Genomic DNA, 17,431 nt, shown 5'->3' with positions numbered 1-17,431 from the left:
CGGAGGCCTGTCTGTGGATTTACGCGATCTGAAAACCTTCCTGCATCTGGCGGAAAGCCGACATTTTGGCCGCAGCGCGCGAGCGATGCATGTCAGTCCCTCTACGCTCTCCCGGCAGATTCAGCGCCTGGAAGAAGATCTCGGTCAGCCGCTGTTTGTGCGCGATAACCGTACCGTAACGTTAACGGAGGCTGGAGAGGAACTGCGGGTGTTTGCTCAGCAGACGTTATTGCAGTACCAACAGTTGCGCCATACGCTCGACCAGCAGGGACCGTCGCTCTCCGGTGAACTACATATTTTTTGTTCGGTGACGGCGGCTTACAGCCATTTGCCGCCGATCCTCGACCGCTTTCGCGCTGAACACCCTTCCGTTGAGATCAAATTGACGACCGGAGACGCTGCCGATGCGATGGAAAAGGTGGTGACGGGAGAAGCGGACCTGGCAATCGCCGGCAAACCAGAAACGCTGCCGGGCGCAGTGGCGTTTTCGATGCTGGAAAATCTGGCTGTTGTGCTGATCGCCCCGGCCCTGCCCTGTCCGGTGCGTAGCCAGGTGTCGGAGGAGAAACCTGACTGGTCAGCGGTGCCGTTTATCATGGCCGATCAGGGGCCAGTGCGCCGCCGCATCGAGCTGTGGTTCCGCCGCCATAAAATCAGTAATCCATCGATTTACGCCACGGTGGGCGGTCATGAGGCGATGGTATCAATGGTCGCATTGGGCTGTGGTGTGGCTTTAATTCCGGAGGTTGTACTGGAAAACAGTCCGGAGCCAGTACGTAATCGCGTGATGATTTTAGAGCGTAGTGATGAGAAAACGCCGTTTGAACTGGGCGTGTGCGCACAAAAAAAGCGGCTGCATGAGCCGCTGATCGATGCGTTCTGGAACTTACTGCCCGGCCACTAACGCCGGATGGCGGCGTGAATGCCTTATCCAGCCAACGAGACGAGTAGGCCTGATAAGCGAAGCGCCATCTGGCACCTTTCCTTAGCCCGCGAGGAAAAACCGGAATGCCGGGTTATTACTTTCATTATGGCATTCATAACCCAGTTCATGCAGTCGGGTTTCGAAATCCGGTTCATGATCGCCCAACTCAAATGCTGCCAGCACGCGGCCATAGTCGGTACCGTGGCTGCGATAGTGGAACAAAGAAATATTCCAGCGCGTGCCAAGCGTATGCAAAAATTTCAGCAAGGCGCCCGGAGACTCCGGAAACTCAAAGCTATAGAGACGTTCCTGAAGCGGCTTGGAGGGACGCCCGCCAACCATATAGCGCACATGTAACTTCGCCATTTCGTCATCAGAAAGATCCACTACACTATATCCCCCGTCGCGCAGTTGGGTAATGATCTCTTTTCGCTCCTCCAGCCCCTGACTGACGCGAACGCCGACAAAAATACAGGCATTTTTCGCGTCAGCAAAACGGTAGTTAAACTCCGTGACCATACGCCCGCCGAGCAGCTGACAGAACTTCAGGAAGCTGCCCTTTTCTTCCGGAATGGTTACAGCCAGCAGAGCTTCACGCTGTTCCCCCAGTTCACAGCGTTCAGACACATAGCGCAAACCATGAAAGTTAACATTGGCTCCGGAAAGCACATGCGCCAGCCGTTCGCCACGCAGGTTGTGCTGGGCGATGTATTTTTTCATCCCCGCCAACGCCAACGCGCCGGAAGGTTCCGCCACAGCGCGCACATCTTCGAACAGATCTTTCATTGCCGCACAGATAGCGTCGCTATCAACAGTGACAATATCGTCAAGATATTCCTGACACAGCCGGAACGTTTCATCGCCAATGCGTTTTACCGCTACGCCCTCAGCAAACAGTCCTACACGCGGCAGATCCACCGGATGACCAGCGACCAGCGCGGCTTTCAGACAGGCGGAATCTTCCGCTTCGACGGCGATCACTTTAATTTGTGGCATTAATTGTTTGATCAGCACCGCCACGCCCGCCGCCAGCCCACCGCCGCCGACTGGCACAAAAACACGATCGAGATGTGAATCCTGCTGAAGCAGTTCCAGCGCGAGCGTACCTTGTCCGGCAATTACCATGGGGTGATCAAACGGCGGAACCCAGGTAAAGCCTTGCTGTTGCGCCAGCTCAATGGCTTTCGCTTTCGCTTCATCAAAGTTAGCGCCGTGTAACAGCACTTCACCACCAAAGCCGCGAACTGCATCAACTTTGATATCTGCCGTTGCCTTTGGCATTACAATCAGCGATTTAACGCCCAGCCTTGCCGACGAGAACGCCACGCCCTGCGCATGATTCCCCGCTGAGGCGGTAATCACGCCGTGGGCTTTTTGTTCTTCAGTTAAGCCCGCCATCATGGCGTAAGCGCCACGGAGCTTAAAGCTGTGAACCGGTTGCCTGTCCTCGCGTTTAACGAGAATGACGTTGTCGAGGCGCGACGAGAGTTTTTCCATTTTTTGTAGCGGCGTTACCTGCGCTGCTTCATAGACCGGTGCGCGTAACACCGCGCGCAGATACTCCGCGCCCTCCGGCGCGGCGGATAGAGGTTGAGATTCCGCCATCATCAGCCTCCCAGTTTCGATTTATCGCGCACCGCGCCTTTATCAGCACTGGTCGCCAGACTGGCGTAGGCGCGCAGGGCAAACGACACCTGCCGCTGGCGATCTTTCGGCGTCCAGGCTTTGTCGCCACGCGCCTCCTGCGCTTCGCGGCGCGCCGCAATTTCTTGATCACTCAGCTTCAGTTGAATACTGCGCTTCGGAATGTCGATTGCAATCATGTCGCCATCCTCGATAATCGCGATATTGCCGCCGCTGGCGGCTTCCGGCGAAACGTGACCAATGGAGAGGCCGGATGTACCGCCGGAGAATCGACCGTCTGTTATCAGCGCGCAGGCTTTGCCAAGGCCCATAGATTTCAGGAAGGTAGTGGGATAGAGCATCTCCTGCATCCCTGGTCCGCCTTTTGGCCCTTCGTAGCGAATAACAACCACATCGCCCGCCACGACTTTACCGCCGAGAATGGCTTCTACCGCCTCATCCTGGCTTTCATACACTTTTGCCGGACCGGTGAATATGAGGATGCTGTCATCCACCCCTGCGGTTTTTACAATACAGCCGTTTTCGGCGAAGTTGCCATACAGTACCGCCAGTCCACCATCTTTGCTGTAAGCGTGTTCCAGCGAACGAATGCAGCCTTCACTGCGATCGTCATCCAGCGAATCCCAGCGGCAGTCCTGCGAGAACGCCTGGGTCGTACGTATACCTGCCGGGCCCGCGCGGAACATGTTCTTAACCGCTTCATTCTGTGTAACGGTGATATCGTATTGCTCCAGCGTCTGCGGCAACGTCAAACCCAGCACATTTTTGACGTCGCGGTTCAATAACCCGGCACGATCCAGTTCCCCCAGAATGCCCAGTACGCCGCCCGCACGGTGGACGTCTTCCATATGGTATTTCTGCGTACTCGGTGCCACTTTGCATAACTGCGGTACTTTACGGGAGAGTCTGTCGATATCACTCATCGTGAAATCGATCTCCGCTTCCTGCGCTGCTGCCAGCAGGTGCAGAACGGTGTTAGTGGAACCGCCCATGGCGATATCCAGCGTCATGGCGTTTTCAAAGGCGGCTTTACTGGCAATACTGCGCGGCAGTGCGCTTTCATCGTCCTGCTCGTAGTAGCGTTTAGTCAGTTCAACGATGCGCTTACCAGCGTTAAGGAACAGTTGTTTGCGATCGGCGTGTGTGGCCAGCAGCGAGCCGTTGCCCGGCTGTGACAAACCCAGCGCTTCGGTTAAACAGTTCATTGAGTTGGCAGTAAACATCCCCGAGCATGAGCCGCAGGTCGGACAGGCAGAACGTTCTACCTGATGACTTTGATCGTCAGAAACCGTCGGATCCGCCCCCTGAATCATCGCATCAACCAAATCCAGTTTAATGATTTTGTCGGAGAGTTTGGTTTTCCCGGCTTCCATCGGCCCGCCGGAGACAAAAATCACCGGAATATTCAGACGCAGGGAAGCCATCAACATTCCTGGGGTGATTTTGTCGCAGTTGGAGATACACACCATCGCGTCGGCGCAGTGGGCATTCACCATGTACTCAACCGAGTCGGCAATCAGTTCGCGAGACGGCAGTGAATAAAGCATCCCACCATGCCCCATCGCGATGCCGTCATCCACCGCAATCGTATTGAACTCTTTGGCGACCCCGCCTGCGGCTTCAATCTGTTCAGCCACCAGCTTGCCAAGATCGCGCAGGTGAACGTGGCCCGGAACAAACTGCGTGAACGAGTTCACCACGGCGATAATCGGTTTGCCAAAATCAGCATCGGTCATTCCTGTGGCGCGCCACAGCGCGCGGGCGCCCGCCATATTGCGGCCATGAGTGGTGGTGGCGGAACGGTATTTAGGCATGCTTTATTTACTCCCCATCTTTTCCCTTCATACTTCACGCCACAGGTGCGTTGGCTGCCTCACTCACCCCAGTCACTTACTACAGTAAGCTCCTGGGGATTCGCTGCGTTGCCGCCTTGCTGTGACGCAAATTATTTTAGGAAAATATTAATTTTATTTATTATGAATTTACCGGATCCAACCAGCCCCATTTATCCTCGGTTTCTCCAGTGAAGAGACCAAAGAAGGCTTGTTGAATGCGCTTGGTAACAGGACCACAACGGCCTTCACCCACCTGGATACCATCAACGCTACGTACCGGGGTGATTTCCGCCGCCGTACCGGACATAAACACTTCATCAGCCAGATACAGCGATTCACGGGACAGCACCTGCTCGCGTACTTCGATTCCCAACGCCTTCGCCAGTTTGATGATCGCATCGCGAGTAATTCCCGGCAGCGCGGAAGAGGTAAACGGCGGCGTAAACAGCACACCATCTTTTACTTCAAACAGGTTTTCGCCTGCGCCTTCAGAGATATAACCATTCACATCCAGCGCGATACCTTCCTGATAGCCGTGACGGCGCGCTTCGCTGCCCACCAGCAGGGAAGAAAGATAGTTACCGCCCGCTTTGGCGGCGGTTGGAATAGTGTTTGGCGCGGCACGATTCCAGGAAGAAACCATTGCATCAATCCCTTGTTCCAGCGCTTCGGCGCCCAGGTAAGCGCCCCATGGGAATGCGGCGATAATGACGTCAGTGGTATATCCCGGAGGCGGATTAACCCCCATACCGACATCACCCACAAACACCAGCGGGCGGATGTAGGCACTGGTCAGATTATTTTTACGGATCACCTCACGACACGCTTCCATCAACTCATCAATACTCTGCGATACCGGGAAACGATAAATTTTGGCGGAGTCGTGCAGGCGTTGCATATGCTCACGATGGCGAAACACCACCGGGCCTTTATGAGAGTCGTAACAACGAATCCCTTCAAAGACTGACGTACCGTAGTGCAGCGCATGAGACATTACGTGAACCTTCGCGTCCTCCCAGCGCACCATCTCGCCATTGAACCAAATGTAATCAGCTTTTTTCGTCGTCATTTTTCTTCCTTTTGCGCTCAGGCGCGGATTTGTTGTGATGTGGCAGCGCTTTGGCAGATCGCGACATGCGCAACGTCTACCAGTTTACTTAACTGACTAAACAGTAAGTCGACCGACCGGGGACTGGCAACGGTCAATTCAATATTTATGTTTTGAGCATCGGTCGCAGTTTCCATATTCATAGCGCACACCTGAAAACCACGATGGCGCACCACGCGTAAAACACGTTCTAAGGTTTCTGGATTAAAGCGCGCCGATACATTGACCTGATGTTGCATCATGATAATTTCTCCAGCATTTCAGAGTTACTGGCGCCAGGCGGCACCAGCGGCCAGACATTCTCAAGTTCGTCGATTGAGACGTGAAGCAGGTAGGGGCCCTCACTGTTCAGCAGAGCGTCGAGTGCCGTTTCAACCTGGTCTTTACGGGTAATGTGTTGGCCAGGAATGCCAAAGGCGCTGGCTAACATGAGGAAATCGGGATTATCGGTGAGGGTGGTTTCGCTATAACGTTGCTGGAAAAACAGTTGCTGCCATTGTCGAACCATGCCTAAACGCTGGTTATCAAGTAAAACTATTTTCAGCGGTAACTGCTTGCGTTTTATGGTACCTAACTCCTGAACATTCATCATGAAGGAGCCGTCACCGGAGATACAGATAACGGTATCATTCGGTCGCGCCACCTGCGCTCCTACCGCCGCGGGTAAACCAAAGCCCATGGTACCTAATCCGCTGGAGGTGATGAAATTCTCCGGACGGGTATAAGTCATATGCTGGGCTGACCACATCTGATGCTGGCCGACGTCCGTGGTTACCACGCTATTCGCCGGTTTACGATCCGATAATTGTTTTAATAGCAAAGGCGCATAGATAGCTTCGCCGGGATGATCATAGCGCCAGGCGTGTTCAGCACGCATTGCAGCATTATGCTGCCGCCATTCATCGATAGCTAAGGGTTGCTGCAAAGCGGGCAGCAGCGTATTCAGATCGCCCTGTAAGGCTACATGCGTCTGACGCAATTTGTTCAGCTCGGCTGGGTCAATATCCATATGAATTACACTGGCGTTCGGCGCAAACGTATTCAGCTTACCGGTCACCCTATCATCAAAACGCGCACCAACGGCGATCAGTAAATCGCATTCCTGTACCGCGTAATTTGCGGCTTTGGTACCGTGCATTCCCAGCATTCCCAGATAATACGGATAAGCAGTTTCAACAGCACCCAGTCCTTTTAGCGTGCAGGTGACGGATATTTGCGTTACTGCGATAAATTCACGCAACGCCGGAACCGCCTGCGCCATACCGACCCCACCGCCGACATACAGCATCGGTTTCTGCGCCTGCGCCAGCAGATTACGCGCCTGCTCAACTGCGGCACAGGGAAAGGTCGCTTCGTTAGCTACCATCGTGAAATATGGCTCCAGATCGCCGCTGGCTAGCTGGATATCTTTAGGGATATCAACCAGAACCGGTCCGGGACGACCAGAGTTGGCGATTTCAAAAGCCTCAGCCATGATGCGGGGCAGATCTGCCAGCGACTGCACCAGAAAGCTGTGTTTAGTACATGCCAATGACAGTCCTAACACATCCACTTCCTGAAACGCATCGGTGCCGATGAACGGAGCGGAAACCTGGCCGGTGATCGCGACAACGGGCACAGAATCTAACAACGCATCTGCCAGACCGGTGATGAGATTAGTGGCGCCGGGGCCGGAGGTTGCGATACAAACACCAGTTTTACCGGTGGAACGGGCATAACCGATCGCCGCTATCACGGCGCCCTGTTCATGCCGGCACAACAGATGCTCCACGCCACCGTCATACAACGCATCGTAAACCGGCATAATTGCGCCGCCAGGATAACCAAACACGGTTTTAACCCCCTGCGCTCGCAAAGCATGTACCACCCACTGTGCCCCATTCATAGTTACATCCCCGTCCTAAATCTGGAGAAACAGAATTTTATGCTGTTATTCACGATCTGCTCCTTGTTTAAGTTTTTCAGGCCAAAAAAAACCCCCGGACCTTTCGGTGCGGGGGTCTTAGTTCGTTAAGGCTTGATCTCTAAGCCTTTCCTCTTCCAAGTGCAGCCCCGCACGGTGGGATAATAATCACCACCACGCTAATCACAACAAGGCTAATCACTCGTAGAAGGGCTGTCATTTTTGTCTATTCTTGCATCTTGTTCGAAGGAATACCTAAAGAGTTACCATAGATTTCACTAATAGCACAAGATATTTTTTACCCATGATTAATGCCATTACGGATAAACTGCTTGAACTGCTTTGTTTTTTATAAGAAAAATCAGAAACTGAAAAAAATTCACGTTTTGCCTCCCCTTTTGGCGCATTTTACTCTCTGCTTTCTTACTTTTCGCTTCTGCGAGCGCCTTTCCAGATTTCTGTTTATTACATGAAAATGCCGCCAAAATTCAGGAATCAGCATCTAAAACACCAAAACAAGCAACCCAATTTCTCCTTGCATTCTGCATAATTCACGCAACAGGAGGAATTATGTCATTGTCGATTGTTCATACCCGCGCCGCACTTGGTGTCAATGCGCCGCCTATCACTATAGAGGTGCATATCAGCAATGGGCTACCGGGGTTAACCATGGTTGGTCTACCAGAAACCACGGTAAAAGAGGCGCGGGACCGGGTACGCAGCGCAATCATTAATAGCGGATATGAATTTCCGGCTAAAAAGATAACCATTAACCTTGCGCCGGCTGATCTGCCGAAAGAAGGCGGAAGGTACGATCTTCCTATTGCAATTGCGCTTCTGGCTGCCTCTGAGCAGCTTACAGCGTCACATCTTGAGGATTACGAGTTAGTAGGTGAATTAGCGCTTACAGGCGCGTTACGCGGCGTTCCTGGCGCGATATCAAGCGCAACTGAAGCTATCAGAGCCGGCAGAAATATTATTGTCGCAACAGAAAACGCGGCAGAAGTTGGTCTCATCGGCAAAGAAGGATGTTTTATTGCCGATCATCTCCAGACCGTCTGCGCCTTTCTTGAAGGAAAATGTCCTCTGGATAGACCATTAGCCCCGGATATGGCATCACCTATGGCAATCGCCGACCTTAGTGATGTGATAGGCCAGGAACAGGGTAAACGCGGTCTGGAAATCGCTGCGGCAGGCGAACATAATTTGTTATTGATAGGCCCTCCAGGCACGGGTAAAACCATGCTAGCCAGCCGACTAAGCGGTATTCTTCCACCATTAAGCAATGAAGAGGCGTTAGAAAGCGCCGCGATCCTTAGTCTGGTTAATTGCAATACACTACAAAAACAGTGGCAACAGCGACCTTTTCGCTCACCCCATCATAGCGCCTCACTCACTGCAATGGTTGGCGGCGGCGCAATTCCCGCACCAGGAGAGATATCGCTGGCGCACAACGGAATTTTATTCCTTGATGAATTGCCTGAGTTTGAGCGACGCACGCTGGATGCACTACGTGAACCGATTGAATCCGGCCAAATTCACCTGTCCCGTACCAGAGCGAAAATTACGTACCCTGCCAGATTTCAGTTAATCGCTGCAATGAACCCCAGCCCAACGGGGCATTATCAGGGAAATCATAATCGTTGCTCGCCGGAACAGACGCTACGTTACCTTAACAAGCTGTCAGGTCCGTTTCTTGATCGGTTTGATTTGTCTCTTGAAATACCACTTCCCCCACCTGGCATTCTTAGCCAGCACGCTATAAAAGGTGAGAACAGCGCTACGGTAAAAACGCGGGTCATTGCCGCTCGTGAACGACAGTACCAACGCCAGAATAAGTTAAACGCACGTCTGGAAAGTGGAGAGATCCACAAATACTGCACGTTACATCACGATGATGCTCGCTGGCTTGAAGATACGCTGATACATCTTGGATTATCAATTCGAGCCTGGCAGCGCCTGTTAAAGGTAGCCAGAACGATTGCCGATATAGAGCAGGCAGACGAGATCACACGTCAACATTTACAGGAAGCGGTGAGTTATCGAGCGATAGACAGACTATTAATTCACCTACAAAAATTGCTGGCGTAAAAAAAGGGCATTACGCCCTTTTTATTAATCATCAGCTTCAGTGTAATCTTCTGCGCCTTCAACCTGCGGCTTGCCACCGGACAAGGTATGGAAGCGTTTTGGACGTTTGATACGCGTCATATACTTAGACCAGACACGTTCTGCATCCGTTACTGGCTCGCGTTCACCGCGACATACCGCTACAAACAGCTTCTCTTCTTCGGTAACAGGCTCACGCTTACCAAGATCCAGATCATTAAAGGCATGACCATGAAGCTCAAGCAGTTGTGCCTCTTTAATCGTGAAATCACCATGACGAGAGAATCCACGTGGATAATGTTTATTGTCAAAATATCGATTAGTCGTCGTAAAGCTTTCCGCCATCCTGCACGCTCCTAATTCTTTGTCTGAGCTATTTATGGCGCGGAGTATTAGTTACGCTTGACAGAGTGTAAAACAAAACATTTAAATCATAACGACAAATAATTTTGTGGAGAGCACAGTGGATACGGAATTGTTAAAAACTTTCCTGGAAGTTAGCCGGACACGACATTTCGGTCGGGCCGCAGAAGCACTTTATCTGACGCAATCTGCGGTGAGCTTTCGTATCAGACAGTTGGAAAATCAGCTGGGCGTAAACCTCTTTACGCGGCACAGAAACAATATCCGTTTAACCGCAGCTGGAGAAAAACTGTTACCGTATGCAGAAACACTGATGAATACGTGGCAGGCGGCACGTAAAGAGGTGGCGCATACCTCGCGACATAATGAGTTCTCCATCGGTGCCAGCGCGTCTTTATGGGAGTGTATGCTTAATGACTGGTTGGGTCGGCTATACCAACGCCAGGAACCGCAAAGCAGCCTGCAATTCGAGGCCAGAATTGCTCAACGACAGTCGCTGGTGAAGCAGCTCCACGAACGCCAGCTTGATCTTCTCATCACCACCGAAGCGCCCAAAATGGATGAGTTCAGCAGCCAACTATTAGGACAGTTCACTCTGGCGCTATATTGTAGTAGCCCTGCCCGTATGAAATCAGAGCTTAATTATCTACGGCTGGAGTGGGGACCAGACTTCCAACAGCATGAAACCGGCCTGATTGCAGCAGATGAAGTGCCGATACTAACGACCAGTTCCGCCGAGCTCGCCCGGCAGCAGCTTAGCGCATTGAATGGCTGTAGCTGGCTTCCGGTAAACTGGGCAACCGAAAAGGGTGGGTTACATACCGTCGCTGATAGTGCAACACTTTCACGGCCGCTGTACGCCATTTGGCTGCAAAACAGTGATAAATATTCACTTATCCGCGATCTGTTAAAAACAGAGGTTCTGGATAAGGAATGAAAATGTCAAAAGGAGAGGAGGTGATGATTGCGTAACGAGGAGTTTTTTAGATAAAAAAAAATCCTTAGCATCTGCTAAGGATTATTTCTGGCAGGGGCGGAGAGACTCGAACTCCCAACACCCGGTTTTGGAGACCGGTGCTCTACCAATTGAACTACGCCCCTAATTAGGGTGGCGGAACGGACGGGACTCGAACCCGCGACCCCCTGCGTGACAGGCAGGTATTCTAACCAACTGAACTACCGCTCCACCGAATTCTTTTACTTTACTACCGCCGGTTGTCACCCCGGGTTACTGCAATTTGATGCCTGGCAGTTCCCTACTCTCGCATGGGGAGACCCCACACTACCATCGGCGCTACGGCGTTTCACTTCTGAGTTCGGCATGGGGTCAGGTGGGACCACCGCGCTAGTGCCGCCAGGCAAATTCTTGTGCTCGGTACGCAATACTTTATCGCATCAGCGGCGTTGGCTGCACTCGTAAAGCCAGTCACATACTTCAGTATGCTCCTTCCTTTCCTTCGCTTGCCGCCTTGCTGCTGCGCAAATTATTGCGTACTACAATCCGGAATCTGAGCTGAAAATTGTTCGTCTTCTCAATCCGCCAAAACATCTTCGGCGTTGTAAGGTTAAGCCTCACGGTTCATTAGTACCGGTTAGCTCAACGCATCGCTGCGCTTACACACCCGGCCTATCAACGTCGTCGTCTTCAACGTTCCTTCAGGAGACTTAAAGTCTCAGGGAAGATTCATCTCGGGGCAAGTTTCGTGCTTAGATGCTTTCAGCACTTATCTCTTCCGCATTTAGCTACCGGGCAGTGCCATTGGCATGACAACCCGAACACCAGTGATGCGTCCACTCCGGTCCTCTCGTACTAGGAGCAGCCCCCCTCAATCTTCCAGCGCCCACGGCAGATAGGGACCGAACTGTCTCACGACGTTCTAAACCCAGCTCGCGTACCACTTTAAATGGCGAACAGCCATACCCTTGGGACCTACTTCAGCCCCAGGATGTGATGAGCCGACATCGAGGTGCCAAACACCGCCGTCGATATGAACTCTTGGGCGGTATCAGCCTGTTATCCCCGGAGTACCTTTTATCCGTTGAGCGATGGCCCTTCCATTCAGAACCACCGGATCACTATGACCTGCTTTCGCACCTGCTCGCGCCGTCACGCTCGCAGTCAAGCTGGCTTATGCCATTGCACTAACCTCCTGATGTCCGACCAGGATTAGCCAACCTTCGTGCTCCTCCGTTACTCTTTGGGAGGAGACCGCCCCAGTCAAACTACCCACCAGACACTGTCCGCAACCCCGGTCAGGGGCCCACGTTAGAACACCAGCCATTAAAGGGTGGTATTTCAAGGACGGCTCCACGCAGACTGGCGTCCACGCTTCAAAGCCTCCCACCTATCCTGCACATCAAGGACCAGTGTTCAGTGTCAAGCTATAGTAAAGGTTCACGGGGTCTTTCCGTCTTGCCGCGGGTACACTGCATCTTCACAGCGAGTTCAATTTCACTGAGTCTCGGGTGGAGACAGCCTGGCCATCATTACGCCATTCGTGCAGGTCGGAACTTACCCGACAAGGAATTTCGCTACCTTAGGACCGTTATAGTTACGGCCGCCGTTTACCGGGGCTTCGATCAGGAGCTTCGCTTGCGCTGACCCCATCAATTAACCTTCCGGCACCGGGCAGGCGTCACACCGTATACGTCCACTTTCGTGTTTGCACAGTGCTGTGTTTTTAATAAACAGTTGCAGCCAGCTGGTATCTTCGACTGACTTCAGCTCCACGGGTAAACCGCTTCACCTACATGTCAGCGTGCCTTCTCCCGAAGTTACGGCACCATTTTGCCTAGTTCCTTCACCCGAGTTCTCTCAAGCGCCTTGGTATTCTCTACCTGACCACCTGTGTCGGTTTGGGGTACGATTTGATGTTACCTGACGCTTAGAGGCTTTTCCTGGAAGCAGGGCATTTGTTGCTTCAGCACCGTGGTGCCTCGTCGTCACGCCTCAGCCTTGATTTTCCGGATTTGCCTGGAAAACCAGCCTACACGCTTAAACCGGGACAACCGTCGCCCGGCCAACATAGCCTTCTCCGTCCCCCCTTCGCAGTAACACCAAGTACGGGAATATTAACCCGTTTCCCATCGACTACGCCTTTCGGCCTCGCCTTAGGGGTCGACTCACCCTGCCCCGATTAACGTTGGACAGGAACCCTTGGTCTTCCGGCGAGCGGGCTTTTCACCCGCTTTATCGTTACTTATGTCAGCATTCGCACTTCTGATACCTCCAGCATGCCTCACAGCACACCTTCAACGGCTTACAGAACGCTCCCCTACCCAACAACACTTGCGTGCCGCTGCCGCAGCTTCGGTGCATGGTTTAGCCCCGTTACATCTTCCGCGCAGGCCGACTCGACCAGTGAGCTATTACGCTTTCTTTAAATGATGGCTGCTTCTAAGCCAACATCCTGGCTGTCTGGGCCTTCCCACATCGTTTCCCACTTAACCATGACTTTGGGACCTTAGCTGGCGGTCTGGGTTGTTTCCCTCTTCACGACGGACGTTAGCACCCGCCGTGTGTCTCCCGTGATAACATTCTCCGGTATTCGCAGTTTGCATCGGGTTGGTAAGCCGGGATGGCCCCCTAGCCGAAACAGTGCTCTACCCCCGGAGATGAGTTCACGAGGCGCTACCTAAATAGCTTTCGGGGAGAACCAGCTATCTCCCGGTTTGATTGGCCTTTCACCCCCAGCCACAGGTCATCCGCTAATTTTTCAACATTAGTCGGTTCGGTCCTCCAGTTAGTGTTACCCAACCTTCAACCTGCCCATGGCTAGATCACCGGGTTTCGGGTCTATACCCTGCAACTTAACGCCCGGTTAAGACTCGGTTTCCCTCCGGCTCCCCTATTCGGTTAACCTTGCTACAGAATATAAGTCGCTGACCCATTATACAAAAGGTACGCAGTCACACAGGTAAACCTGTGCTCCCACTGCTTGTACGTACACGGTTTCAGGTTCTTTTTCACTCCCCTCGCCGGGGTTCTTTTCGCCTTTCCCTCACGGTACTGGTTCACTATCGGTCAGTCAGGAGTATTTAGCCTTGGAGGATGGTCCCCCCATATTCAGACAGGATACCACGTGTCCCGCCCTACTCATCGAGCTCACAGCAGGTGCATTTTCGTGTACGGGGCTCTCACCCTGTATCGCGTGCCTTTCCAGACGCTTCCACTAACACACCTGCTGATTCAGGCTCTGGGCTCCTCCCCGTTCGCTCGCCGCTACTGGGGGAATCTCGGTTGATTTCTTTTCCTCGGGGTACTTAGATGTTTCAGTTCCCCCGGTTCGCCTCATTAACCTATGGATTCAGTTAATGATAGTGTGACGAGTCACACTGGGTTTCCCCATTCGGACATCGCCGGGTCAAGGGTTCATATCACCTCGCCGGCGCTTTTCGCAGATTAGCACGTCCTTCATCGCCTCTGACTGCCAGGGCATCCACCGTGTACGCTTGGTCGCTTAACCTCACAACCCGAAGATGTTTCTCTTCAGATTGCGATAATTGAGAGACTCACGAACAACTTTCGTTGTTCTGTGTTTCAATTTTCAGCTTGATCCAGATTTTTAAAGAGCAAATATCTCAAACGTGACTCGTAAGTCAGTTTTGAGATATTAAGGCCGGTGACTTTCACTCACAAACCAGCAAGTGGCGTCCCCTAGGGGATTCGAACCCCTGTTACCGCCGTGAAAGGGCGGTGTCCTGGGCCTCTAGACGAAGGGGACACTGAAGTCTCAATCGCAAGACGCCTTGCTTTTTACTTTTCATCAGACAATCTGTGTGAGCACTGCAAAGACCGTTTCTTTCAGGTAAGGAGGTGATCCAACCGCAGGTTCCCCTACGGTTACCTTGTTACGACTTCACCCCAGTCATGAATCACAAAGTGGTAAGCGCCCTCCCGGAGGTTAAGCTACCTACTTCTTTTGCAACCCACTCCCATGGTGTGACGGGCGGTGTGTACAAGGCCCGGGAACGTATTCACCGTGGCATTCTGATCCACGATTACTAGCGATTCCGACTTCATGGAGTCGAGTTGCAGACTCCAATCCGGACTACGACGCACTTTATGAGGTCCGCTTGCTCTCGCGAGGTCGCTTCTCTTTGTATGCGCCATTGTAGCACGTGTGTAGCCCTGGTCGTAAGGGCCATGATGACTTGACGTCATCCCCACCTTCCTCCAGTTTATCACTGGCAGTCTCCTTTGAGTTCCCGACCTAATCGCTGGCAACAAAGGATAAGGGTTGCGCTCGTTGCGGGACTTAACCCAACATTTCACAACACGAGCTGACGACAGCCATGCAGCACCTGTCTCACAGTTCCCGAAGGCACCCTCGTATCTCTACAAGGTTCTGTGGATGTCAAGACCAGGTAAGGTTCTTCGCGTTGCATCGAATTAAACCACATGCTCCACCGCTTGTGCGGGCCCCCGTCAATTCATTTGAGTTTTAACCTTGCGGCCGTACTCCCCAGGCGGTCGACTTAACGCGTTAGCTCCGGAAGCCACGCCTCAAGGGCACAACCTCCAAGTCGACATCGTTTACGGCGTGGACTACCAGGGTATCTAATCCTGTTTGCTCCCCACGCTTTCGCACCTGAGCGTCAGTCTTCGTCCAGGGGGCCGCCTTCGCCACCGGTATTCCTCCAGATCTCTACGCATTTCACCGCTACACCTGGAATTCTACCCCCCTCTACGAGACTCAAGCCTGCCAGTTTCGGATGCAGTTCCCAGGTTGAGCCCGGGGATTTCACATCCGACTTGACAGACCGCCTGCGTGCGCTTTACGCCCAGTAATTCCGATTAACGCTTGCACCCTCCGTATTACCGCGGCTGCTGGCACGGAGTTAGCCGGTGCTTCTTCTGCGGGTAACGTCAATCAACAAGGTTATTAACCTTGTCGCCTTCCTCCCCGCTGAAAGTACTTTACAACCCGAAGGCCTTCTTCATACACGCGGCATGGCTGCATCAGGCTTGCGCCCATTGTGCAATATTCCCCACTGCTGCCTCCCGTAGGAGTCTGGACCGTGTCTCAGTTCCAGTGTGGCTGGTCATCCTCTCAGACCAGCTAGGGATCGTCGCCTTGGTGGGCCGTTACCCCACCAACAAGCTAATCCCATCTGGGCACATCTGATGGCAAGAGGCCCGAAGGTCCCCCTCTTTGGTCTTGCGACGTTATGCGGTATTAGCCACCGTTTCCAGTAGTTATCCCCCTCCACCAGGCAGTTTCCCAGACATTACTCACCCGTCCGCCACTCGTCAGCGAAGCAGCAAGCTGCTTCCTGTTACCGTTCGACTTGCATGTGTTAGGCCTGCCGCCAGCGTTCAATCTGAGCCATGATCAAACTCTTCAATTTAAAAGTTTGATGCTCGTGAATTAAACTTCGTAATGAATTACGTGTTCACTCAGAGACTTGGTATTCATTTTTCGTCTTGCGACGTTAAGAATCCGTATCTTCGAGTGCCCACACAGATTGTCTGATAAATTGTTAAAGAGCAGTGCCGCTGCGCTTTTCTCAGCGGCGCGGGGTGTGCATATTACGCTTTCCCGCTTCAGAGTCAAGCGTTTGTTTTCGCTTTTCTCCGTGAGGTTCTGGTCTGAACCCCGCTGGCCCGGCGGCCTGTGTGCCGTTGTTCCGTGTCAGTGGTGGCGCATTATAGGGAGTTATTTCCGCCTGACAAGAGGAAATTTAAAATAATTTTCCGAATGTCTCTTTTTTCACCAAAGACGGGCTTAACGTGCCATAAAATAAGCAAATTGCGGTTATTGCAACCGCAATCACATTTCCAGGTGGCATACTAATGACCAAACGAAAAAGAAAGGAAGGACATTCATGCCGTTAAGCGCACAACAATTAGCCGCACAGAAAAATCTATCCTATGTTCTGGCTGAGAAGCTGGCGCAGCGAATATTAAAGGGTGATTACGCCCCCGGTACGATTCTTCCCGGCGAAATAGAACTGGGTGAACAGTATGGCGTAAGTCGAACGGCGGTTCGTGAAGCGGTAAAAACCTTGACGGCTAAAGGTATGGTACTACCTCGCCCTCGCATTGGAACACGCGTGATGCCCCAGGGAAACTGGAACTTCCTGGATCAAGAGTTGCTGACCTGGTGGATGACGGAAGAAAACTTCCATCAGGTGGTGGATCATTTTCTGGTGATGCGTATTAGTCTGGAGCCACAGGCTTGCCTGCTGGCAGCGACTCTCGGCACACCTGAGCAGAAAGCGAGACTGAATACCTTAATGGAAGAGATGGTCGCGCTGAAAAAGCATTTTAAGCGTGAACGCTGGATTGAAGTCGATATGGCGTGGCATGAGCATATCTATGAAATGAGCGCCAATCCCTTTTTGATCTCTTTTGCTACGCTATTTCATTCGGTTTATCGCACTTACTTTACCTCAATAACCTACAACGAAGTGGTAAAGCTGGATTTGCACCAGGCCATTGTTGATGCAATCGCAGATAGCGACGGCGAACGCGCTTTCCAGTCCTGCCAGGCGCTGTTAATAGCGCCAAATGAGAGACCCGATAACTAACAGGATATTGA

At 52.4% G+C, this 17,431-nt stretch carries 12 protein-coding genes, 3 tRNA genes and 3 rRNA genes; 4 read left to right on the top strand and 14 right to left on the bottom strand.

From position 1 onward, the window contains the following. Positions 1-13: 13 nt before the first annotated feature. The gene (gene ilvY / locus SBG_RS17960) at positions 14-904 is read left to right on the top strand and encodes an HTH-type transcriptional activator IlvY (protein ID WP_015703076.1); all 891 of its coding nucleotides are present in this window, start codon (positions 14-16) and stop codon (positions 902-904) included. Positions 905-985: 81 nt separating this feature from the next. Here the strand turns inward: ilvY and ilvA are convergent, their stop codons facing one another. The 7 genes from ilvA to ilvL all read right to left on the bottom strand — a co-directional run bounded on the left by ilvA (position 986) and on the right by ilvL (position 7,635). Beyond that, complete coding sequence (gene ilvA, locus SBG_RS17955) at positions 986-2,530, bottom strand: threonine ammonia-lyase, biosynthetic (RefSeq protein WP_015703075.1); 1,545 nt, start codon at positions 2,528-2,530, stop codon at positions 986-988. A 2-nt stretch (positions 2,531-2,532) separates the two neighbouring features. Further along, positions 2,533-4,383 (bottom strand): dihydroxy-acid dehydratase, encoded by a 1,851-nt coding sequence (ilvD, locus tag SBG_RS17950; protein WP_001127363.1) that lies wholly within the window; start codon positions 4,381-4,383, stop codon positions 2,533-2,535. Positions 4,384-4,543: 160 nt separating this feature from the next. After that, positions 4,544-5,473 carry a branched-chain-amino-acid transaminase gene (ilvE, locus tag SBG_RS17945; protein WP_000208525.1) on the bottom strand — a complete coding sequence of 310 codons (930 nt, stop codon included), beginning with the start codon at positions 5,471-5,473 and terminating at the stop codon, positions 4,544-4,546. A gap of 17 nt (positions 5,474-5,490) precedes the next feature. Further along, positions 5,491-5,754 carry an acetolactate synthase 2 small subunit gene (gene ilvM / locus SBG_RS17940; RefSeq protein ID WP_000983258.1) on the bottom strand — a complete coding sequence of 88 codons (264 nt, stop codon included), beginning with the start codon at positions 5,752-5,754 and terminating at the stop codon, positions 5,491-5,493. Continuing rightward, positions 5,751-7,397 (bottom strand): acetolactate synthase 2 catalytic subunit, encoded by a 1,647-nt coding sequence (gene ilvG / locus SBG_RS17935; protein ID WP_001012574.1) that lies wholly within the window; start codon positions 7,395-7,397, stop codon positions 5,751-5,753. The genes ilvM and ilvG overlap by 4 nt, the downstream gene beginning before the upstream one ends. 2 nt (positions 7,398-7,399) lie before the next feature. Continuing rightward, positions 7,400-7,450: a peptide IlvX gene (gene ilvX / locus SBG_RS22970; RefSeq protein WP_193385827.1), complete on the bottom strand. Its 51-nt coding sequence runs from the start codon at positions 7,448-7,450 to the stop codon at positions 7,400-7,402. An 86-nt stretch (positions 7,451-7,536) separates the two neighbouring features. Continuing rightward, on the bottom strand, positions 7,537-7,635 hold the full coding sequence (gene ilvL / locus SBG_RS17930) for an ilv operon leader peptide (protein ID WP_001311244.1): 99 nt from the start codon (positions 7,633-7,635) through the stop codon (positions 7,537-7,539). Positions 7,636-7,985: 350 nt separating this feature from the next. Here ilvL and SBG_RS17925 point away from each other — a divergent pair, with 350 nt between their 5' ends. Next, positions 7,986-9,506: a YifB family Mg chelatase-like AAA ATPase gene (locus SBG_RS17925; RefSeq protein WP_000058938.1), complete on the top strand. Its 1,521-nt coding sequence runs from the start codon at positions 7,986-7,988 to the stop codon at positions 9,504-9,506. Positions 9,507-9,530: 24 nt separating this feature from the next. Here the strand turns inward: SBG_RS17925 and maoP are convergent, their stop codons facing one another. Beyond that, on the bottom strand, positions 9,531-9,869 hold the full coding sequence (gene maoP, locus SBG_RS17920) for a macrodomain Ori organization protein MaoP (protein ID WP_000840993.1): 339 nt from the start codon (positions 9,867-9,869) through the stop codon (positions 9,531-9,533). A 106-nt stretch (positions 9,870-9,975) separates the two neighbouring features. Between maoP and hdfR the strand changes: the two genes are divergently transcribed. Continuing rightward, positions 9,976-10,824, top strand: a complete 849-nt coding sequence (gene hdfR, locus SBG_RS17915; protein WP_079775151.1) for an HTH-type transcriptional regulator HdfR — start codon at positions 9,976-9,978, stop codon at positions 10,822-10,824. Between the two features lie 88 nt (positions 10,825-10,912). Here the strand turns inward: hdfR and SBG_RS17910 are convergent. From SBG_RS17910 to SBG_RS17885, 6 genes are all read right to left on the bottom strand, one after another. Beyond that, positions 10,913-10,988, bottom strand: a tRNA-Trp gene (locus tag SBG_RS17910). A gap of 8 nt (positions 10,989-10,996) precedes the next feature. Continuing rightward, positions 10,997-11,073: transfer RNA gene (locus SBG_RS17905), tRNA-Asp, on the bottom strand. 57 nt (positions 11,074-11,130) lie between these two features. Beyond that, a 5S ribosomal RNA gene (gene rrf, locus SBG_RS17900) occupies positions 11,131-11,246 on the bottom strand. 202 nt (positions 11,247-11,448) lie between these two features. After that, positions 11,449-14,353: ribosomal RNA gene (locus SBG_RS17895) — 23S ribosomal RNA — on the bottom strand. Positions 14,354-14,535: 182 nt separating this feature from the next. Continuing rightward, a tRNA-Glu gene (locus SBG_RS17890) sits at positions 14,536-14,611 on the bottom strand. An 85-nt stretch (positions 14,612-14,696) separates the two neighbouring features. Then, positions 14,697-16,238: ribosomal RNA gene (locus tag SBG_RS17885) — 16S ribosomal RNA — on the bottom strand. The 16S, 23S and 5S rRNA genes sit together here with 3 tRNA genes alongside, the layout of an rRNA operon. Before the next feature lie 477 nt (positions 16,239-16,715). On the opposite strand from SBG_RS17885, the gene SBG_RS17880 reads away from it, so the two are divergent. Then, positions 16,716-17,420, top strand: a complete 705-nt coding sequence (locus SBG_RS17880; RefSeq protein ID WP_001131147.1) for a FadR/GntR family transcriptional regulator — start codon at positions 16,716-16,718, stop codon at positions 17,418-17,420. The last annotated feature ends 11 nt before the right edge of the window (positions 17,421-17,431 follow it).

This window comes from Salmonella bongori NCTC 12419 (assembly GCF_000252995.1).
Classification (GTDB): Bacteria; Pseudomonadota; Gammaproteobacteria; order Enterobacterales; family Enterobacteriaceae; genus Salmonella; species Salmonella bongori.
This window is presented reverse-complemented; position numbering and strand designations above follow the sequence as displayed.

Coding starts and splice junctions, on each gene's coding strand:
- ilvA (WP_015703075.1), bottom strand. CDS start 2,530: ATGGCGGAATCTCAACCTCTATCCGCCGCGCCGGAGGGCGCGGAGTAT.
- ilvD (WP_001127363.1), bottom strand. CDS start 4,383: ATGCCTAAATACCGTTCCGCCACCACCACTCATGGCCGCAATATGGCG.
- ilvE (WP_000208525.1), bottom strand. CDS start 5,473: ATGACGACGAAAAAAGCTGATTACATTTGGTTCAATGGCGAGATGGTG.
- ilvM (WP_000983258.1), bottom strand. CDS start 5,754: ATGATGCAACATCAGGTCAATGTATCGGCGCGCTTTAATCCAGAAACC.
- ilvG (WP_001012574.1), bottom strand. CDS start 7,397: ATGAATGGGGCACAGTGGGTGGTACATGCTTTGCGAGCGCAGGGGGTT.
- ilvL (WP_001311244.1), bottom strand. CDS start 7,635: ATGACAGCCCTTCTACGAGTGATTAGCCTTGTTGTGATTAGCGTGGTG.
- SBG_RS17925 (WP_000058938.1), top strand. CDS start 7,986: ATGTCATTGTCGATTGTTCATACCCGCGCCGCACTTGGTGTCAATGCG.
- maoP (WP_000840993.1), bottom strand. CDS start 9,869: ATGGCGGAAAGCTTTACGACGACTAATCGATATTTTGACAATAAACAT.
- SBG_RS17880 (WP_001131147.1), top strand. CDS start 16,716: ATGCCGTTAAGCGCACAACAATTAGCCGCACAGAAAAATCTATCCTAT.